Annotated in this window: 18 protein-coding genes; 12 read left to right on the top strand and 6 right to left on the bottom strand. The window is 40.7% G+C overall.

Features of this window, described 5'->3' with window-relative positions; translation table 11 throughout:
* Nucleotides 1–67 precede the first annotated feature (67 nt).
* Together DZC72_RS11995 and DZC72_RS12000 are read left to right on the top strand one after the other, a co-directional pair.
* Nucleotides 68–775 carry a hypothetical protein gene (locus DZC72_RS11995; protein WP_125223162.1) on the top strand — a complete coding sequence of 236 codons (708 nt, stop codon included), beginning with the start codon at nucleotides 68–70 and terminating at the stop codon, nucleotides 773–775.
* A gap of 102 nt (nucleotides 776–877) precedes the next feature.
* Nucleotides 878–1,306, top strand: coding sequence for a GNAT family N-acetyltransferase (locus tag DZC72_RS12000; RefSeq protein WP_125223163.1), 429 nt, complete (start codon nucleotides 878–880; stop codon nucleotides 1,304–1,306).
* Between the two features lie 2 nt (nucleotides 1,307–1,308).
* Here the strand turns inward: DZC72_RS12000 and DZC72_RS12005 are convergent, their stop codons facing one another.
* Entirely contained in the window at nucleotides 1,309–2,073 is a 765-nt protein-coding gene (locus tag DZC72_RS12005; protein WP_125223164.1) for an XRE family transcriptional regulator, read from the bottom strand.
* Between the two features lie 99 nt (nucleotides 2,074–2,172).
* Here DZC72_RS12005 and DZC72_RS12010 point away from each other — a divergent pair, with 99 nt between their 5' ends.
* Both DZC72_RS12010 and DZC72_RS12015 read left to right on the top strand, forming a co-directional pair.
* Nucleotides 2,173–3,432, top strand: coding sequence for a putative DNA modification/repair radical SAM protein (locus DZC72_RS12010; RefSeq protein ID WP_125223165.1), 1,260 nt, complete (start codon nucleotides 2,173–2,175; stop codon nucleotides 3,430–3,432).
* A gap of 12 nt (nucleotides 3,433–3,444) precedes the next feature.
* Entirely contained in the window at nucleotides 3,445–4,218 is a 774-nt protein-coding gene (locus tag DZC72_RS12015; protein ID WP_125223166.1) for a TIGR03915 family putative DNA repair protein, read from the top strand.
* A gap of 9 nt (nucleotides 4,219–4,227) precedes the next feature.
* Here DZC72_RS12015 and DZC72_RS12020 read toward each other — a convergent pair whose 3' ends face one another.
* A complete protein-coding gene (locus DZC72_RS12020) occupies nucleotides 4,228–4,755 on the bottom strand; it encodes a hypothetical protein (RefSeq protein WP_125223167.1) in 528 nt (175 codons plus the stop codon).
* A 154-nt stretch (nucleotides 4,756–4,909) separates the two neighbouring features.
* Here DZC72_RS12020 and DZC72_RS12025 point away from each other — a divergent pair, with 154 nt between their 5' ends.
* Nucleotides 4,910–5,962: a ThuA domain-containing protein gene (locus DZC72_RS12025; RefSeq protein WP_125223168.1), complete on the top strand. Its 1,053-nt coding sequence runs from the start codon at nucleotides 4,910–4,912 to the stop codon at nucleotides 5,960–5,962.
* Between the two features lie 17 nt (nucleotides 5,963–5,979).
* Here DZC72_RS12025 and DZC72_RS12030 read toward each other — a convergent pair whose 3' ends face one another.
* Nucleotides 5,980–6,447 (bottom strand): nuclear transport factor 2 family protein, encoded by a 468-nt coding sequence (locus DZC72_RS12030; RefSeq protein ID WP_125223169.1) that lies wholly within the window; start codon nucleotides 6,445–6,447, stop codon nucleotides 5,980–5,982.
* A gap of 127 nt (nucleotides 6,448–6,574) precedes the next feature.
* On the opposite strand from DZC72_RS12030, the gene panB reads away from it, so the two are divergent.
* Genes panB through DZC72_RS12050 form a run of 4 tightly spaced genes read left to right on the top strand, consistent with a single transcriptional unit; the run spans nucleotide 6,575 to nucleotide 9,168 of the window.
* On the top strand, nucleotides 6,575–7,393 hold the full coding sequence (panB, locus tag DZC72_RS12035) for a 3-methyl-2-oxobutanoate hydroxymethyltransferase (protein WP_125223170.1): 819 nt from the start codon (nucleotides 6,575–6,577) through the stop codon (nucleotides 7,391–7,393).
* A gap of 5 nt (nucleotides 7,394–7,398) precedes the next feature.
* Nucleotides 7,399–7,902, top strand: a complete 504-nt coding sequence (gene lspA / locus DZC72_RS12040; protein ID WP_125223171.1) for a signal peptidase II — start codon at nucleotides 7,399–7,401, stop codon at nucleotides 7,900–7,902.
* 5 nt (nucleotides 7,903–7,907) lie between these two features.
* Complete coding sequence (locus DZC72_RS12045) at nucleotides 7,908–8,612, top strand: RluA family pseudouridine synthase (RefSeq protein ID WP_125223172.1); 705 nt, start codon at nucleotides 7,908–7,910, stop codon at nucleotides 8,610–8,612.
* A 34-nt stretch (nucleotides 8,613–8,646) separates the two neighbouring features.
* Nucleotides 8,647–9,168 (top strand): DUF4252 domain-containing protein, encoded by a 522-nt coding sequence (locus tag DZC72_RS12050; protein WP_243641728.1) that lies wholly within the window; start codon nucleotides 8,647–8,649, stop codon nucleotides 9,166–9,168.
* On the opposite strand, the gene DZC72_RS12055 is transcribed toward DZC72_RS12050, so the two are convergent.
* Nucleotides 9,152–10,030 carry a DMT family transporter gene (locus tag DZC72_RS12055; RefSeq protein WP_243641729.1) on the bottom strand — a complete coding sequence of 293 codons (879 nt, stop codon included), beginning with the start codon at nucleotides 10,028–10,030 and terminating at the stop codon, nucleotides 9,152–9,154. The genes DZC72_RS12050 and DZC72_RS12055 overlap by 17 nt on opposite strands.
* A gap of 6 nt (nucleotides 10,031–10,036) precedes the next feature.
* A complete protein-coding gene (locus tag DZC72_RS12060; protein ID WP_125223174.1) occupies nucleotides 10,037–11,581 on the bottom strand; it encodes a hypothetical protein in 1,545 nt (514 codons plus the stop codon).
* A 146-nt stretch (nucleotides 11,582–11,727) separates the two neighbouring features.
* Between DZC72_RS12060 and DZC72_RS12065 the strand changes: the two genes are divergently transcribed.
* On the top strand, nucleotides 11,728–12,900 hold the full coding sequence (locus DZC72_RS12065; RefSeq protein WP_125223175.1) for a 2-isopropylmalate synthase: 1,173 nt from the start codon (nucleotides 11,728–11,730) through the stop codon (nucleotides 12,898–12,900).
* A 2-nt stretch (nucleotides 12,901–12,902) separates the two neighbouring features.
* Nucleotides 12,903–14,021: a 3-isopropylmalate dehydrogenase gene (leuB, locus tag DZC72_RS12070; RefSeq protein WP_125223176.1), complete on the top strand. Its 1,119-nt coding sequence runs from the start codon at nucleotides 12,903–12,905 to the stop codon at nucleotides 14,019–14,021.
* 13 nt (nucleotides 14,022–14,034) lie between these two features.
* Here the strand turns inward: leuB and DZC72_RS12075 are convergent, their stop codons facing one another.
* Complete coding sequence (locus DZC72_RS12075; protein ID WP_125223177.1) at nucleotides 14,035–15,258, bottom strand: peroxiredoxin family protein; 1,224 nt, start codon at nucleotides 15,256–15,258, stop codon at nucleotides 14,035–14,037.
* Between the two features lie 125 nt (nucleotides 15,259–15,383).
* Between DZC72_RS12075 and pheT the strand changes: the two genes are divergently transcribed.
* A complete protein-coding gene (gene pheT / locus DZC72_RS12080; protein ID WP_125223178.1) occupies nucleotides 15,384–17,816 on the top strand; it encodes a phenylalanine--tRNA ligase subunit beta in 2,433 nt (810 codons plus the stop codon).
* The last annotated feature ends 2 nt before the right edge of the window (nucleotides 17,817–17,818 follow it).

Consider the following 17,818-nt stretch of genomic DNA (forward strand, 5'->3'; position numbering starts at 1 on the left):
ATAGTCAACAACCAACTACCAAAATGAACAACCAACAGCTAACAGCTAACAGCGAAAAATAAAAAGTATGCTTAAAAAATTATTGAAAATTCTGGGGATTATCGTTTTGGTACTTGTCATCGCCTTTGGAGTTCTTTACGCCATTTACAACGAGCCGTTGCCTGAGGGGCGGTCGGGTCCGGATGCGGATGCCTTGGCTGAAAAAATGCTCACTTCCTTGAACCATGAGTTGTATAAAAATACGCGGTTTCTCGAATGGTCTTTTAGAAACGAGTCCCATTTTTATAAATGGGACCGCCAATTGAGAAAAGCCGAGGTACAGTGGGATGCCTACCGCGTAGAATTGGATTTGATCAATACCAGTTCGAGTATTGCGTTTAAAAATGGGGAACGGCTAAATGCAAATGAAAATGAAGATTTTGTAGCCGATGCCATAGCCATGTTCAATAATGATTCCTTTTGGTTGGTAGCACCTTATAAGGTTTTTGATTCCGGGACCCAAAGACAGGTCGTTACTTTAGAGGATGGCTCGGATGGTCTCTTGGTGACCTACAATAGTGGTGGTACAACACCAGGTGATTCTTATTTATGGGTGTTACAACCCAGTGGTTTCCCAAAAAGTTTAAAAATGTGGGTCAAGATCATTCCTATTGGTGGTGTGGAGGCCACGTGGGATGAATGGTTGGTCACCGAAAGTGGCGCTTTTCTCCCCAAGTCCCATGTAATGGGTCCGCTGGAACTTTCCATGGGGAATGTAAGAGGGTATAATCGATAATTAAAGTACAAATTTAAGTTCAAGATAGTTTGAGTCCATAGTGAAAAGTGGAAAATGTAGATTTTACCAACAACCAAGAACAAACATCCAATAGCCAAAACAATGGAAATAAAACTCCTATCTAAGAACGACGTAACTGAAAGCCTACAAGAACAACTTTCAATATTATACCTGCAACTCAATTCCGAAATACGACAACTTTCCTTGGAAAATATTCTTAAGGAAGAGGAATATATAGATGTTGCGGTGTGCTTGGAGAATAAAGAACTTATCGGGATTGCAATGATGGCGAATTATAAGGTGGTATCGGGGTATAAAGGAATGATAGAGGATGTGATCGTTTCCGACAACCATCGGGGAAAGGGAATCGGTAGGAAATTAATGGAAACACTTTTGCAACAGGCCGAAAAAAGACAACTGAATGATGTGCTCCTTTTCAGCGGGCATCATAGAAAGGCCGCTATCGGTCTATATAAAAGTCTAGGTTTTACCTTAAAGAACAGCGGGCTATACATTAAGAAATACCACTAGGCTTACACTTTTTTAACGTGCTGTAATTGGTCTTTAAGCTCCTGCATGGATTCCTGCAGCTGTTTGAGCAGTCCATTATCCGTAGTGGCGTCTACATTGAAGGTAATTTTACTGCTCACTTCCCAAATTTCCTGGATCAAAAAAGGTTTGATATCATAAGGTGGATACGATTCGTTCAAGGAAACCAAGGTAATGTTATTGGAATTGGGCCTTTTCTCGATTTTCTTAACCATCACGGAATCTTGCAAGACCACCACATACATTTTATTGGCGCTCACATGGTCAATATGCTCTATGGCCCTTGCCAACACCCATTCGCCTGGACGCAAATTGGGTAACATACTATCCCCTTCTACCTGAAATCCACGATAGGTGGCATTCCGGAACTCCGGTATGGGCAAATCGAATGCCGGCAATTGCTGGTACCAACTCGTATCTGAAATATTTTGGGGATAACCCGCCGCGGCCTTCGCGTTCACCAGTACCATATTGTCTCTATCCGCACTATCCACGGTAACCACTTTTGGAATGACACTCGTTTGGGAGGTTTCCAAATATTGATTATCGCTTTCCCCGAACAACCACAGTGGATTGATCTTAAACTGTTTAAGAAGTTCAGAAACCACCTTTCCGGATAATTTCGTCCTTCCCCGTTCAATATCGGCAGTGGTGTTCTTTACACCGAGTATCTCTGCAAACTCGGCCTGGGTGTAGCCTAATTCCCTCCGAACATCGGTAAATCTTTTGAGTGTCAATTCATTTTCCATATCCAAATATAGTCAATATGGATTATTTCCAAAATAAAATATGGATTATTTCCATAATTAGGATTATTTCCATAATTTTGGAATAATTACCAAATTGCTATGGATTTTAATCGAATCAAGGAAAAATTAAATATTCTGGCCGATGCCGCCAAGTATGATGTTTCCTGCTCCAGTAGCGGAAGCAATCGGAAAAACACGAATAAGGGACTAGGAAATGCCAGTAACGGAATTTGCCATAGTTATTCTGAGGACGGACGCTGCATTTCTCTTTTGAAAATCCTGCTTACCAACCACTGCATTTACGATTGCGCCTATTGCGTTACCCGTAAAAGCAACGATATAAAAAGGGCAGCCTTTAAAATCCAGGAAGTGGTGGACCTTACCATCAACTTTTACAGGAGGAACTACATAGAAGGGCTTTTTTTGAGTTCCGGAATTTTTAAGGATCCGGATTATACCATGGAACGTTTGATCGCCGTGGCTAAGAAACTGCGTTTGGAGGAGAATTTCAACGGCTATATTCATTTAAAGTCGATTCCCGGGGCCAGTGACGAACTTATGTATGAGGCCGGATTGTATGCTGACCGATTGTCGGTCAATATTGAAATCCCCACAGTATCCGGCCTTAAACTATTGGCACCGGATAAAAAGCACGAGGATTTTGCCAAACCGATGCTAAAGGTCAAAAATGAAATTATCCGATTTAAAGAAGAACGTAAACTCCTAAAAAGTACTCCTAAATATGCTCCTGCGGGACAGAGCACCCAAATGATCGTAGGCGCTACGGGAGAATCGGATAAGGATGTGATGTACTCCGCAACGCATTTTTACAAGAACTTTCACATGAAAAGGGTCTACTATTCAGGTTATGTGCCGGTAAGCAATGATAGCCGACTTCCCTCCATAGGTACGCAGGTGCCCATGCTCAGGGAAAATAGGCTGTACCAGACCGATTGGCTATTGCGGTTTTATGGTTTCTCCGTGCAGGAACTGCTCAATGCAGAGTATCCCAATCTGGATATGGATGTGGACCCAAAATTAAGCTGGGCCTTACGGAATCTGCAACACTTTCCAGTAGATGTTAACAAGGCGGAAATGTCTGTTTTGGCACGTATTCCAGGAGTGGGAATGACCTCGGTCCATAAAATTATGAAGGCCCGTAAATTCCGAAAATTGGATTGGGACCATCTTAAAAAAATGGGGGTGGCCCTCAACAGGGCAAAGTATTTTATCCTGTGTGATTCCCGCCATTGGGAGCGTAGGGATTTGGACCCGCAACGTATTAAAGGATTGATTTTAAGTACATCCTACGGAAAATATAGACCTCAGTATTCCAATCAATTATCACTTTTCAATTAAAAGAGTAGCCTCATGACAACAACAAAAACATTTATTTATGATGGTAGCTTTAACGGTTTTTTGACCGCCGTATTCGCAGGGTTCGAACAAAAATTGCCTTTTGCCGATATCCAAAAGGAACGTTTGGCGCAGAACGGACTTTTCTCCGAAACGGAGACCATTTTCACCAATATCGAATTGGCCAAAAGGGTTTGGAACGGTATAAAAAACCGAAGTAATATAGCCATCAAGAACATTTACTTTTCCTTTCTAAGTGGGGAAAGGAATATGGAGCCCCTACTCTATCAATACATCCGAAAAATAATGGGTTCCAAATACGTTGCATCCGACTTCTCCGATGCCTGCATTTTAAAAATCAGTCAGACGGCCCAAAAGGTACATAGGGAAAAGCACCGTATGGAGGCATTTGTTCGGTTTCAATTGACAAAGGACGGTATTTATTTTGCCAATATTGAACCTGATTTTGATGTACTCCCTTTGATTTCCAAACACTTTAAGGAGCGCTATGCGGACCAACCCTGGATTATTTATGACCTAAAGCGCAACTATGGTCTGTATTACGATCTTCATGGCGTTGAAATCATTACAATGGACCTTTCCAACGGTTTTGGCAACAGTATCCAAAAAAGTGCCGCAATGACGAACGAAGAGTATGACTATCAAGATTTGTGGAACAATTATTTCAAGAGTACCAATATCAAATCCCGTATCAACAAAAAACTACATACCCAACATATACCTAAGCGATACTGGAAATATTTGAGTGAAAAGAAGGAGGCGGTATAGTATGATTTATTAGTTGGATTTTTCGCCCACAAATTGGTCGCTCTTATTTTTGAACAGCACGTTAAAAGTCGTTAAACTACCATAGATGCGGGTAATATATTGTTGCAGATCTACTTTTTCCTGATCGTCCAGATTTTTACTGGCATTTATTTTTTGTTCCATGACCCGTATACGGTCACGCACCATCACTATTTTGTGAAAAAAGGTGTCAATTGGTATTTCCTTATTGCTCAAACTGGAATCACTTGGTTCCAAAACTAGGTTGCCACCTTTCCATTTATCGGCAATGGCTACCTGTTCGGTAACATCGCTCCATCTTTTTAAAATCGACATCAATGAGGTCTCCACTTCTAAAAAGCTTACCGTATCCACGTCGTTTTCCAGTGCCTCGATTACTTCAAAATCATCATTGATTTCGATGGTCTCCAAGCCTTTGTCCATAAAAGTTACCCAATAGTGTTTTGAAGAGATGTTGGTTACCACCCCCATTCCAAATTCCGCGTGCTTAATGCGCGACCCAATTCCTAATAATTGCATATGTATTGTTTGATTTAAAAGCTAAGGTAGTACCTCTATTAATTTTCGCCAAGTAAAAAATTGGGCGATGACACTAGTATATAGACCGAAAGCACTTCTGTTGTGAATATGAAGAACTTCCATTACTTTTAAGCTCAACACAACCTAATAGATCATGAAACGATTATTTTTCCCTATGTTGATTGCTTTCTTGGCATTCGCATGTAAGCAAGAAGCTAAACAAAACGAAACTATTGAGGAAATGGCCCCTACTAAATTAAAAGCCTTGATTTTGGATGGGCAGAACAATCATTATGTCTGGCCTAAGACCACCATGATGATGAAGGATTACCTAGAGGAAACCAATCTTTTTGAAGTGGACATCCATCGGATGGATTCCGTTTGGTTGGGTATAAAGTACAATGAATCCCGACCTGAACCCTACACTTCCTTTATCGAAAAATACCCTTTGGATTCTACCAAATACGGCGTTTCCCATCAGCCGATACAATCATCTCACTTCTCTTTCGATTTTGAAAAATACGATGTCATAATTTCCAATTTAGGTGCGGATTCCCCGCTATGGCCGGAAACTACAAGAACCAATTTTGAAAAGTACATCGCCAACGGTGGTGGTTTGGTCGTTGTGCATGCCGCCAATAATGCTTGGGGCGAATGGAACGAATTCAATAAAATGATTGCACTGGGGGCTTGGGGCGGTCGTAATGAAAGTACAGGTCCATACGTCTATTATAATAAGTCAGGAGAATTAGTGCACGATGAAGCTGAAGGTGTTTGCGGCTCCCATGGACCCGAATATGAATTCCCTGTTACGACACGTGCACCGGAACATCCCATAATGAAGGGCCTTCCTACCACATGGATGCATACTCAGGATGAATTGTACGAACGCATGCGCGGCCCTTTTGAGAATGCCACCATTCTAGCAACCGCTTTCGCCGATGTTGAACGAAATGCCCCGCCTTGGAATCCAAAGGTAAAAGGTCTGGGCCAAAATGTGCCGATGTTAATGGCTATTGACTATGGTAAAGGCAGGGTTTTTCACACTACTTTGGGACATTTTGATTATTCGATGGAATGTGTCGGGTTTATAACCACTCTGCAACGAGGTACAGAATGGGCGGCAACAGGTGGGGTGACTCAGGAAATACCAGCAGATTTCCCTACGGAGAATAGTACTTCAGCTAGAAAATGGAGGATTGATTAAAACGGATGTAGGATGAATTAGTTTGTCTGGCCTTCACAGCCTTCCCTTCTTCGGGTATCTATCAAATAAATAATCTTCCAAGCTCCATCAAGTTTCACCATCTGAAAGGAATTGACTCCGCAATGGCTAAAGGAATCGTTTACCCAAAATTCGTAAGGCGTCCACGCATTTGCCATGGCCCCGTCCACTTGAATGGAATAATCCAAAAGTTTTTCGTTGAACGCAACGGAATCCGGAATGCTTATTATGGACTTAACCAGGTCGCTGTAATTTTCCCTCCTAAGAATGGTTTCGCCCTTCTTTCCTGTGCCAATGGTCTGCAGCACAATATCAGGAGTGACCAAGGTTTTCAATCCTACAGAATCCTGGGCATGGAAAGCGGTAAAGAATTTATCTACGGTCGCTTTCACCGCCTCGGCTTCCGAGGTTTGTGCCAAGGAAAATAAGGAGGTAAAAATCAAAAAAGTTGTTATAGTGCTTTTCAAGATGGAGTGGTTTAATGAAATCTAAAAATAGCGATATATTCGAAAATCCTTGATTTTTTTTTGAAAATCCTCCAAAAGTTTAATCTCGGCAAAACTCATTACTTTTGCTGGGACTAAATAAAATTATATGTCTACTGCAAAAAAGGAATACAAAAGGATAACGGTAAAATCGCTGGTCGAAATGAAAAGCAATGGGGAAAAAATATCTATGCTTACGGCCTACGACTACTCCATGGCAAAAATAGTGGATGCGGCCATGGTCGACGTTATTCTGGTGGGCGATTCCGCTAGCAATGTCATGGCGGGACATGAAACTACCTTGCCCATTACCTTGGACCAAATGATATATCATGCTTCATCGGTTATCCGGGCAGTAGAAAGGGCTTTGGTGGTTGTGGACCTGCCTTTTGGTAGTTATCAAAGTGACCCAAAAGAAGCCTTGCGCTCTGCCATAAGAATCATGAAGGAAAGTGGTGCCCATGCCGTAAAAGTGGAAGGCGGATTGGAAATAAAGGAATCCGTAAAGCGTATTTTGGCAGCAGGAATCCCGGTCATGGGCCATTTAGGACTTACACCGCAGTCCATTTATAAATTTGGGACATACACGGTAAGGGCCAAAGAAGAAGAGGAGGCCCAAAAGTTGATGGAGGATGCCGCCATGTTGGAAAAACTGGGTTGTTTTAGTATTGTATTGGAAAAAATTCCGGCCAATCTGACCAAAAAAGTTTCGGAACAATTGACCATCCCCACCATTGGTATTGGTGGCGGGAAATATGCCGATGGACAAGTGTTGGTCGTACATGACCTTTTAGGTATGACCCACGAGTTTAATCCAAGGTTTTTAAGACGTTATATGAACCTTTACGAGGAAATGGGCAATGCCATTTCAAATTACGTACAGGACGTCAAAAGCATGGATTTTCCAAACGACGACGAACAATACTGATTTTGATGAAACCAAGTAGAAAAATACTTTTTAGTCGGTTTTTAATTATAACGTTAGTCCTACTCAATATAGGTTGTGACCAAGTCTCCAAAAAGGTGGTACGTGAAAATATTTCATATCAGGAATATATACCTTTGATAAAAGATCATTTTATCCTTACCAATGTGGAGAATACCGGGGCCATGTTGGGATTTGGGGCGAACTTCCCTCCTGTCCTAAAACGTATTTTGTTTCAAGCACTCCCGTTAATCGTACTTCTGATCTTATTATACAGGATGCTGACTAAAATCCACACCAACAAATGGATGAGCTTGGCTTTTGCCTTTGTAATTGGAGGAGGTATTGGAAACCTAATCGATAGGATTGCCCTGGGATCGGTAACGGATTTCTTCCAAATTAGGTTGGGCTTTTTTAAAACAGGTATTTTCAACATGGCCGATGTGGCCGTAACTACAGGGGTTCTTCTTATCTTGTTTTTAGGTCTTTTTGGTAAAAGAATTACCATTTAAGGCGTATGGGCTCTTCTGAAAAGATATTGTCAACCCCCAAAAACCTACAAGTTTTATTTGAGGACAATCACCTTATCATTATCAACAAAAGACCCGGAGATATCGTTCAAGGGGATAAAACAGGAGATAAGCCCCTGAGCGAAGTGGTAAAGGAATACCTGAAGGAGAAATATAATAAACCCGGCAATGTTTATTTAGGGGTCGTACATCGGTTGGATAGGCCAACATCGGGATTAGTGGTTTTTGCAAAAACATCCAAGGCACTGCCAAGATTGAATAAAATATTTGCCGAGAAGAATGTTAAAAAGACCTATTGGGCCGTAGTAAAGGAAGTACCCCCTAAAAAGGAGGATACCTTGGTGCATTGGCTCAAAAGGAATCCGAAGCAAAACAAATCCTTCGCCTACGAGAAGGAAATTCCCGATAGTAAAAAAGCGATTCTCGATTACCGGATACTTAAGGAACTTAACACTTTTTTTCTTTTGGAAATCGATTTGAAAACCGGTCGGCACCATCAAATTCGCTCGCAATTGGCTGCCATTAACTGCCCCATAAAAGGGGATTTGAAATATGGTTTTCCCCGAAGTAATAAAGATGCAAGCATACATTTACATGCACGTAGACTTGAAATTGTCCATCCCGTAAAAAACGAAACTTTAACTATTTTAGCTCCTTTGCCTACAGATCCAGTTTGGGATGCCTGTTCATAATTTTTGTACATTCGATTTTCTAAACACCATAACCATGTACAAGAAAATCAGTATACTTTTCTGCTTTGCCCTATTTTATAATTGTGGCACCTACAACTCCATAGACACGTTTTATAATGCCCATAAAAACGATGCCCAAGTAACGGCGGTAAGGGTACCCCAATTTATGTTGAAATTGATAAGTGGTATTTCCCCAGAAATGCAGTCCCTTATTGGAAACACGAGGGATTTGAGATATATGAAGTTTCCCAGTACAACGCCCGCTAGAACCCAATTTTTAAATCAGCAAATGAACGGGATTACCGGTAATTCCTTTATTGAGGTTTATAGAAAAAACGACGATTTAAAACGTAACGTGGTATCCATTCGTGAAAAAAGGAACAGTGTCAAGGAGATCCTCATTTATAATAACAACGCCGAATCGGGCTCTTTTTTGTATTTTAATGGGGATTTCGACCCAATAAAAGTTCGTGAGATGGCCCAGAACAATGAGTTTGAAACGTTGGGTAACAACGTAATCAATGAATTTGCCCCGGGCATCAATCCAGAGAATTGACCTCTTGCTTCGTGGAGGCTCGAAAACTTTCTATAACAACGGAACTTAATATCAGCGCTCCCCCAAAAAGGGTCGTAGCCTTTGGGATTTCATTCAAAAATAGGGCTCCGATTAGAATCCCATAAATAGGCTGGACACTGCTTAAAATGCTTACGGTTGTGATACTGAAATGTTTGAATGTCATGAGAAAGAGACTATGGCCAATGGCCGTGGTTAGGACCCCTAGGGCCAAAAGCCCTTCCCACTGACCCAAGATTTCCTTTGGAGTGGTAAAAAACAAAGCTGGTAACATCAAAATCGTAATCGTCCCCGTTTGATAGACCATTAAAGTGGTACCCTGGTATTTTTCCACCTTCAGTTTTAATATAATATTCCGTAAGGCATAGGATACGGCCGAGACCAAACCCATTAAAATGGCCAGCGTATTGGAATCCCGTAAATTGAAATTGGGGCTTAGAAAATAAATGCCCAACAGAACCAGCCCACCAAGAAGTAGGTGCATTTTTTGTAGTCTGGATTTCAACAAAATCGGCTCCAAAAAGGCAGTAATGACAGGATATGTAAATAATGACAACATGCCAATGGCAACATTGGACCATTGCAGGGCATAAAAGTAAAACAACCAATGGGCGGCCATCAATACACCGGTCACGAGTATCAATGGGATGTCCCCATTTTTGACCTTCAACGAGATATTTCGCCACCTACAGAAAAGAATCAACAGGAGGAAAGCAATAATTCCCCGTACTCCTGTAATGACGGGAACTGGTAAATCCACAAACCTTCCCAATGGTCCCGAAGTGGCAATAAAGAGCATTGCCAGATTGATTTCCAATAAATGGGAAGCATGTGAACGGTTCATCTGGGCTTACCTTGTCTGTTTTAGGGCTTTTTCCCGAATGATTTCGGAAACAGGCTTGTTTTCCAGATGACTTTCTAGCCAAGAAATAATATCCAAATAAAGGAATGACCGCTTTTCATAAGGATGGTCCTCATACTTTTTAAGTTCCGTATGTAATTTTTCGAACTCTCCCCTTAGTTCATTGGGGTAGATATTACCCAGGTTCCTTAAAAACTTGATCATTTCTTTTTGAACGGCATGCATATCGTTCATCTTAAGTAAAAACTTATAGGTACTTTTTAATTGGACTTCCAAATGATAGTCCATGCCTGCTTCATAATGTGCCACCAAACTCAACACCCTGGCAAAGCACATAAGGTCTTCGCGCATCTTTAGGTTTTTGTTGTTGATGATTTTTTTTAGGTATACAATACATGTTTTATTGTCTCCAATTCCAAAATATAGACATGCAATCTTGTAGTACAAAACCATTACATGGTGGGCATCTATTCTATCCTTGTGCTTGGTAATGCCATATTCTATAATTTTTACCAGGTACATTCCCTTTTCAAAAGTACCTTCGAGAAAATGAAGATTCAGCTTATTGGCATTTAGATACAAAAAGGCCAAGGAATTGATGTTATCGTTCTGTGGAAAGTCCTTCTCTTGTAAAACCACTTCCATTTTTTGTAGCGTTTCCTTGAATTGGGAACTATACTTTACATAGAACAAGGATTCCAGCAGGTAATGGTTTCCTTTTAAGAAGAAAACCGGGTTTAAATAGATCATTTCCTTGTAATCATAGAAAAGATCCACCCACTTGCTGGCGTATTTGTAGGATGATAGGAAATCCTGGGTAAGGAAACTATACCATAAATGTGCCTTGTATAACCATAATTTCTCCCTAAAACCTAAGGTTTCAACATCGACTTTGGGTAACTGTTTTGAAAAATAATGCTTTACTTTTTGGAGGTCCTCATCACTACGAACGTAACCAACTTTTAGCATCATGCTATATAGCTGCAAGGATAAGTTGGAAAGCTTACTGGTAATGACGTTCTGGCCAGATAAATCCTTTGCTTGGATGGCAAGCTCATCCGCACGATCCGGAATACTACGCGTAATGTACTGCGTCTCGATGATTTTTTCAAATTCGACAATTTCATAGGCGATATTCTTCTCCTCATTCTCTATCGCCGTTGATTTTGCTTTGTCCAGAATTTTAAGACTCTGCTTGTACAATCCCTTTTGATATAGAATGGTAGCAAAATCCAGTTGCTCCCGTATTTGAATCCTAATGTTTTGATTGACGGGATTGAGGCGAAGGCTTACAAGAATTTGCTTATACAAATGAGCTTTAAGATTGGAAAGCTGTGCCTTTTTAACTATTCCGCTGGAAAGTATTACCTTTTCATCATAACGCTTAATTTTGTCAAGTAGATTGAATAGTGCTAGGAACTTTGCGTCGGTATTTACGCCCAAACGGCCTACATATAGTTTAAATTGTCGCTTTTCCGATTTGGAAAGCGATTTTACCAAAACGAACAACGCATCTTTATGAGCATTTGTCATCGTAATAATATATATTTAAATTATTGTAAATCAATAGCTTGATATTATCGAAAAGTATATTAACGTTGTAAATGTCCTAACAAAATTTGCTTTTTTCGTTATCGGCGTTATATATTCGTTTAACTTGCTAAAACTACATAAATATAATGAGCAAAGATATAGTACAAATTTTTGATACTACACTTAGGGATGGAGAGCAGGTTCCAGGTTGCAAATTGGACATGGAGCAAAAGTTAGTGATAGCTGAAAGGTTGGATGAACTTGGTGTAAATATTATAGAGGCAGGATTTCCAATTTCTAGTCCGGGTGATTTCAAATCGGTTGAAAGCATTGCAAAATTAGTCAAGAACGCTACGGTCTGTGGTCTTACCAGGGCAGTCAAAAAAGATATTGAAGTAGCTGCGGAAGCCCTTAAATATGCAAAAAAACCAAGGATACATACGGGAATAGGCACATCGGATTCCCACATAAAACATAAATTTAATTCCAATAGGGATGCCATAATTGAAAGAGCGGTCGAGGCCGTTGGCTATGCAAAGAAGTTTGTGGAGGATATTGAGTTTTATGCCGAGGATGCCGGTAGAACGGACAATGAATTCTTGGCGAGGGTCTGCGAAGCGGTTATTAAGGCCGGGGCAACTGTGCTAAACATTCCAGATACCACGGGGTACTGCCTTCCAGAGGAATATGGTGCCAAAATGAAATATTTAAAGGAAAACGTAAAAGGTATAGAGAAGGCCATTCTTTCCTGCCATTGCCACAACGATCTTGGTTTGGCTACGGCCAATTCCATAGCTGGGGTAATCAATGGAGCTAGACAAATAGAGTGTACTATCAATGGAATTGGAGAACGTGCAGGCAACACTTCTTTAGAGGAAGTTGTAATGATAATGAGGCAACACCCTAGCCTAAACCTGGACACCACCATCAATAGCCAGTTGCTTTATGATACCAGTAAAATGGTTTCAAACAAAATGGGAATGGTGGTCCAACCCAATAAGGCCATTGTTGGAGCCAACGCCTTTGCCCATAGCTCAGGAATTCACCAAGACGGCGTTATAAAAAACAGGGAAACCTATGAAATTATTGATCCTGCGGAGGTTGGTGTCACGGAATCTTCCATTGTTCTGACCGCTAGAAGTGGCAGGGCCGCCCTAGCCTATCGTGCAAAACTGGTAGGTTACGAATTGACCAAAACCCAATTGGATAAGGTATATGACCAATTCCTAAATTTTGCGGATAGGAAAAAGGAAATTCTTGATGCCGATATCCATGATATTATCGAGGCAAGCAACGTAAACCTTCAAAGTATACCGTAAGCATGCATTTGGAAATAGCCGTACTGGGAGGCGATGGTATTGGCCCGGAAGTCGTAGCCCAATCCCTGAAGTGTTTACGTTCTGTTGAAGAAACTTTTGGACATACCTTCAAATTTAAAAAAGCGCTCATTGGTGCTGAAGCTATTGATAAAAAGGGCAAACCTCTTCCGGAGGACACCTTAAAGATTTGTAAAAATTCAGATGCTATCTTATTTGGAGCCATTGGAATGCCAAAATATGATGGCAACCCAGATTCTAAAATTTGGCCAGAACAAGGTCTATTGAAGCTGCGAAAGGAATTAGATCTTTTTGCGAATATTAGGCCAGTGAAAGTATTTCCTGCATTAATAAAGCAATCCCCTTTGAACAAAAAGTTGATTAAAGATACGGACCTTGTCATCTACAGGGAATTATCCGGAGGCATTTATTATGGAAACAAATCAATGGATTCAGGTACCAATATTGCTACGGATACCTGTTCCTATTCAGAGGATGAAATCAGTAGAATAACCCATTTGGCTTTTAAAGCGGCCAAAAATAGAAGAAAGAAGGTTACTTTGGTAGATAAGGCCAACGTACTTGAAACTTCCCGTTTGTGGAGAAGGGTGGTCACTTCCATTGCAAAGAGTTATCCTGAAATTGAACTGGAAACACTTTTTATAGACAACGCGGCGGTCCAAATGATTCTCAATCCCTCACAGTTCGATGTAATCCTAACCGACAATATGTTTGGGGATATTTTATCCGATCAAGGAAGTGTCCTTGCAGGTTCCATTGGCTTGCTTCCCTCAGCTTCCGTGGGCGCCGAATATGCCATGTTCGAACCTATTCACGGTTCCTATCCAGATGCCAAGGATAAGAACATAGCGAATCCTGTAGCGGCCATTCTAAGTGCCGGAATGTTGTTACAGCACTTTAAGCTCAATGAAGAGGCCGATGCATTGGTAGCAGCGGTGCTAAAATCGTTCTCTAAAAAAATCGTTACCCCAGATATTATGGGAAGTAGTAAATACGGTACCAATTATGTGGGCGACTTTATTGCGGACAATATAATGGAAATGGACGATAACTTCAATATGAACGATGAGAATATTGACTTGGGCAAATCTACCATCATTTAATTCCAAACCTGCCCTATTCGGTCAATAATTCTTGTAGAAAGCTATTGAATTCCGTTTTAAATTCCTCGTATTTATTTCCCGTTGCGGGACCATTGAATCCCGTGTGTATTTTCCGCACTGCCCCTTTTTTATCCACGAAAATGGTTGTTGGATAGGAAAGTACATGGTTCAACATAGGCAATTTCTGCTGGGCCTTTTCCTTGTCATAGCTTCCGTATTGTGCCAATAAGATTGGGTAGGATATGCCAATTTTATCCTTAAGCCTTTGAATACTCTGCAAAGCGCGTTCTTTTGTTTTCGCCTGCTCAAATGCGAGTGCGATAATTGCCAAATCCTCATTTTTATGGTTTTGTAGATAGTCGACAAGGAATTTTGATTCATCTAGACAGTTGGGGCACCATGAACCCATTAGCTGCACAATGACAACCTTATTTTGAAAAGCGGGGTCTGACAGGGATATTTCTTCCCCATCCAAATTGGGAAAGGAAAAATCGAAACGATCATATCCCTCTTTTATAAACGTCAGGGAATCCGGACTAGGGAGTTCATAGTTTTCGTTTCTCAAGGCAACAAAAAGTTCCTTGAAATGATTTCCCGAATAAAAAGTTCCGTTCATGGAACTGTCAGTAACCTTTGCCTGAAACAGGAAAGCGTGCGCCCCATCAAAGGCGGATATCTTTAAGGAATCCTTGTCCATGACACCTTCTAAATATCGATAGTCCCCTGTGGTCGTTCTAAAGGTTCCAGAAACGATTCCATCCTTTTGGGTAAAGATGCCCTTACCCATATAACTATCCTCAGTTACTGGACTGAATTCGGTTTCCCAAATACCGCTAACATCTGTAAGGCTAGTCTCTACATTGGAAAATCGTTGTTCGATTCCAAACTCGGCTTCAAAGGGAACCATTCTTTCCAAACTCTCTATCACAAACACGCCTTGCATCGATTCATTAGTCAGCTTGGCGGCAATATAACCCTCAAATACCGGTGCCTTGATCAGTATGGAGTCTCCTTCAATGGTAATTTCATCCACCAATATAGTTTCCTCCCCGTTTAATATTTTTATTTGGTGTGTGTCACTTCCGGTCTTTTTCAATTCAAAATTAAAGGGCAATATTTGATTATCCTTCACAGTCAGTCTGGCTTGCCAAACACCTTCTTTGGGCTGGTTCATTTTGTCTTTTGGCACACAAGCAAAAAACAGCAACATTAAAATGGGAATAAAGGCTTTTCTCATAATTTCTGGATTCTTATACGAATTAACAACTTAAATATTTCATTTTAAAATTAAGGAGAAAACAAACCGCCCGCTGTTGAATGTCTTGGGGCATTGTTTTATCTTTGGCTGCTTAAAATAGACTGATGAAAATTTCTTACAACTGGCTTAAACAGTTTATCAATATAGATTGGAGCTCCCAAAAAACGGGAGAGCTTTTAACAGATTTAGGACTGGAAGTTGAGGGTATTGAACCTTTTGAATCCGTGAAGGGAGGACTGGAAGGTGTTGTTGTTGGACATGTACTTAGCTGTGAACAACATCCCAATGCAGACCGTCTAAAGGTTACCACGGTCGATTTGGGTAACGGAGCTCCAGTACAAATCGTGTGTGGAGCCCCCAATGTAGCAAAGGGACAAAAAGTGCCCGTAGCTACTATTGGTACTACGCTCTATACCAAGGAAGGAGAAGCTTGGAAGATAAAAAAAGGAAAAATTCGGGGCGAGGAAAGCCATGGAATGATTTGTGCCGAGGACGAATTGGGACTTGGTGAGAGTCATGATGGTATAATGGTTTTGGAGGCCAGCTTAAAACCGGGCACGCTTGTATCTGAGTTGTTCAACGTAGAGCGTGATGAAGTTTTTGAGATTGGGCTTACGCCAAACAGGGCGGATGCCATGAGTCATTTTGGCGTGGCAAGAGATCTCAAGGCAGGGTTGAAGCAAAAGGAAATCAATAAGGAATTGATAACACCTCCCGTGAGCCATTTTAATGTTTCCAACAGATCTCTGAAAATTGATGTTGACGTAAAGAACAATAGCTTGGCACCTAGATATTGTGGTGTTACCATTAGCAATATTATTGTGCAACCCTCACCAGATTGGCTTAAAAATAGGTTAAGGGCCATTGGTCTAACCCCCAAGAACAATGTGGTGGATGCTACTAACTATGTTTTACACGAATTGGGTCAGCCCTTACATGCCTTTGATGCCAATAAAATCAAAGGGGGGAAAATAGAGGTGAAAACCTTGCCAAGAGGAACAAAATTCACGACCCTAGATGGTGTTGAGAGGGAATTGCACGAGGAGGACCTAATGATTTGCGATACCGAAAAGCCCATGTGCATTGCAGGGGTTTTTGGTGGAATACATTCCGGTGTGACGGAACACACCACCGCAATATTTTTGGAAAGTGCCTATTTTAATCCGGTATCCATTAGAAAAACAGCCAAAAGGCACGGACTTAATACAGATGCTTCCTTTAGGTTCGAAAGAGGAATAGACATCGAAAACGTTGAGTACAGTCTAAAGCGTGCCGCGTTGTTGATAAAGGAAATTGCGGGAGGCGATATCACCTCTGACATTGTCGATCTTTATTCCAAAAAACATAAGGATTTTGAAGTGTTTCTGGCTTTCGAAAAAATTAATAAGTTAATTGGACAAAATATATCACAGGATACCATTAAGTCTATTTTGACCTCTCTGGATATTAAGGTAAGGAATGTCACGGAGGCCGGTATGGGACTTACGGTTCCTTCCTATCGGGTAGACGTACAGCGACAAGTAGATGTAATTGAAGAAATTCTACGAGTCTATGGATACAACAATATTGACTACAGTGAAAAATTAAATGCATCGGTAGCATCCACAACTCCCTTTGAAGATTATAAGATTCAACATATCATTGGTGACTTGTTGGCATCCAGGGGGTATTTTGAAACACTTACCAATAGTTTGACATCTCCAACCTTCGATAAGCTTTTGGAAGGGGAAATAAGGACCAAAAAACATGTTACCATACTGAACCCGTTAAGTGGGGAACTTTCGGTTTTAAGAAAATCATCCCTATTTACTGCATTGGAAGCGGCCTGTTTCAATATTAATAGGAAACGTCAGAACTTGAAGTTGTTCGAGTTTGGCAAAACCTATTATGAAGAAAATGACCACCGTATTGAAGAAAAATATCTTGGCGTCTTATTGAGCGGGGAAGCCAACGAGAATACTTGGACGGAACCTTCTAAAGGCACGGATTTCTTTCAATTAAAATCCATGGTGGATACCATACTGGAACGTTTGGGTATTTTAGACATTACTAGTGCACCGGATGAATCCCTATTATTTTCTGAGGGTATATCCTATAAAAAAAATGGAGGGGATGTATTGGTCTCCTTTGGAATTGTAAAAAAGGATTTCACCAAACACTTTGACATTAAACAACAGGTTTTCTATGCCGATTTTAAATGGGACGCTATTTTATATAGTTTGAACAAAAACGGGATTATTTTCAAGGAAATTTCCAAATACCCTGAAGTTAAAAGAGATTTTGCATTATTACTGGATAATTTTATCACCTTCAAGGAAGTCTATGACCTAGGTTTTAGAACGGAGCGAAAATTTTTGACGCACATAAATTTATTCGATGTGTACCAAGGTAAAAACTTACCGGAGGGTAAAAAATCATACGCCGTAAGCTTTACACTAAAAGATAGAAATGGTACCTTGACGGACACGCAAATCGACAAAATTATGTCGAAACTCCAAAGTAGCTACGAAAAGGAATTGCTGGCAGAACTTAGATAATG

The sequence above is a fragment of the Maribacter algicola genome, from assembly GCF_003933245.1.
Lineage (GTDB): Bacteria > Bacteroidota > Bacteroidia > Flavobacteriales > Flavobacteriaceae > Maribacter > Maribacter algicola.

What these genes read in the sequence shown, in the direction of transcription:
- DZC72_RS11995 (WP_125223162.1), top strand. Translation starts at nt 68, where the DNA reads ATGCTTAAAAAATTATTGAAAATTCTGGGGATTATCGTTTTGGTACTT.
- DZC72_RS12000 (WP_125223163.1), top strand. Translation starts at nt 878, where the DNA reads ATGGAAATAAAACTCCTATCTAAGAACGACGTAACTGAAAGCCTACAA.
- DZC72_RS12005 (WP_125223164.1), bottom strand. Translation starts at nt 2,073, where the DNA reads ATGGAAAATGAATTGACACTCAAAAGATTTACCGATGTTCGGAGGGAA.
- DZC72_RS12010 (WP_125223165.1), top strand. Translation starts at nt 2,173, where the DNA reads ATGGATTTTAATCGAATCAAGGAAAAATTAAATATTCTGGCCGATGCC.
- DZC72_RS12015 (WP_125223166.1), top strand. Translation starts at nt 3,445, where the DNA reads ATGACAACAACAAAAACATTTATTTATGATGGTAGCTTTAACGGTTTT.
- DZC72_RS12020 (WP_125223167.1), bottom strand. Translation starts at nt 4,755, where the DNA reads ATGCAATTATTAGGAATTGGGTCGCGCATTAAGCACGCGGAATTTGGA.
- DZC72_RS12025 (WP_125223168.1), top strand. Translation starts at nt 4,910, where the DNA reads ATGAAACGATTATTTTTCCCTATGTTGATTGCTTTCTTGGCATTCGCA.
- panB (WP_125223170.1), top strand. Translation starts at nt 6,575, where the DNA reads ATGTCTACTGCAAAAAAGGAATACAAAAGGATAACGGTAAAATCGCTG.
- lspA (WP_125223171.1), top strand. Translation starts at nt 7,399, where the DNA reads ATGAAACCAAGTAGAAAAATACTTTTTAGTCGGTTTTTAATTATAACG.
- DZC72_RS12045 (WP_125223172.1), top strand. Translation starts at nt 7,908, where the DNA reads ATGGGCTCTTCTGAAAAGATATTGTCAACCCCCAAAAACCTACAAGTT.
- DZC72_RS12050 (WP_243641728.1), top strand. Translation starts at nt 8,647, where the DNA reads ATGTACAAGAAAATCAGTATACTTTTCTGCTTTGCCCTATTTTATAAT.
- DZC72_RS12055 (WP_243641729.1), bottom strand. Translation starts at nt 10,030, where the DNA reads ATGAACCGTTCACATGCTTCCCATTTATTGGAAATCAATCTGGCAATG.
- DZC72_RS12060 (WP_125223174.1), bottom strand. Translation starts at nt 11,581, where the DNA reads ATGACAAATGCTCATAAAGATGCGTTGTTCGTTTTGGTAAAATCGCTT.
- DZC72_RS12065 (WP_125223175.1), top strand. Translation starts at nt 11,728, where the DNA reads ATGAGCAAAGATATAGTACAAATTTTTGATACTACACTTAGGGATGGA.
- leuB (WP_125223176.1), top strand. Translation starts at nt 12,903, where the DNA reads ATGCATTTGGAAATAGCCGTACTGGGAGGCGATGGTATTGGCCCGGAA.
- DZC72_RS12075 (WP_125223177.1), bottom strand. Translation starts at nt 15,258, where the DNA reads ATGAGAAAAGCCTTTATTCCCATTTTAATGTTGCTGTTTTTTGCTTGT.
- pheT (WP_125223178.1), top strand. Translation starts at nt 15,384, where the DNA reads ATGAAAATTTCTTACAACTGGCTTAAACAGTTTATCAATATAGATTGG.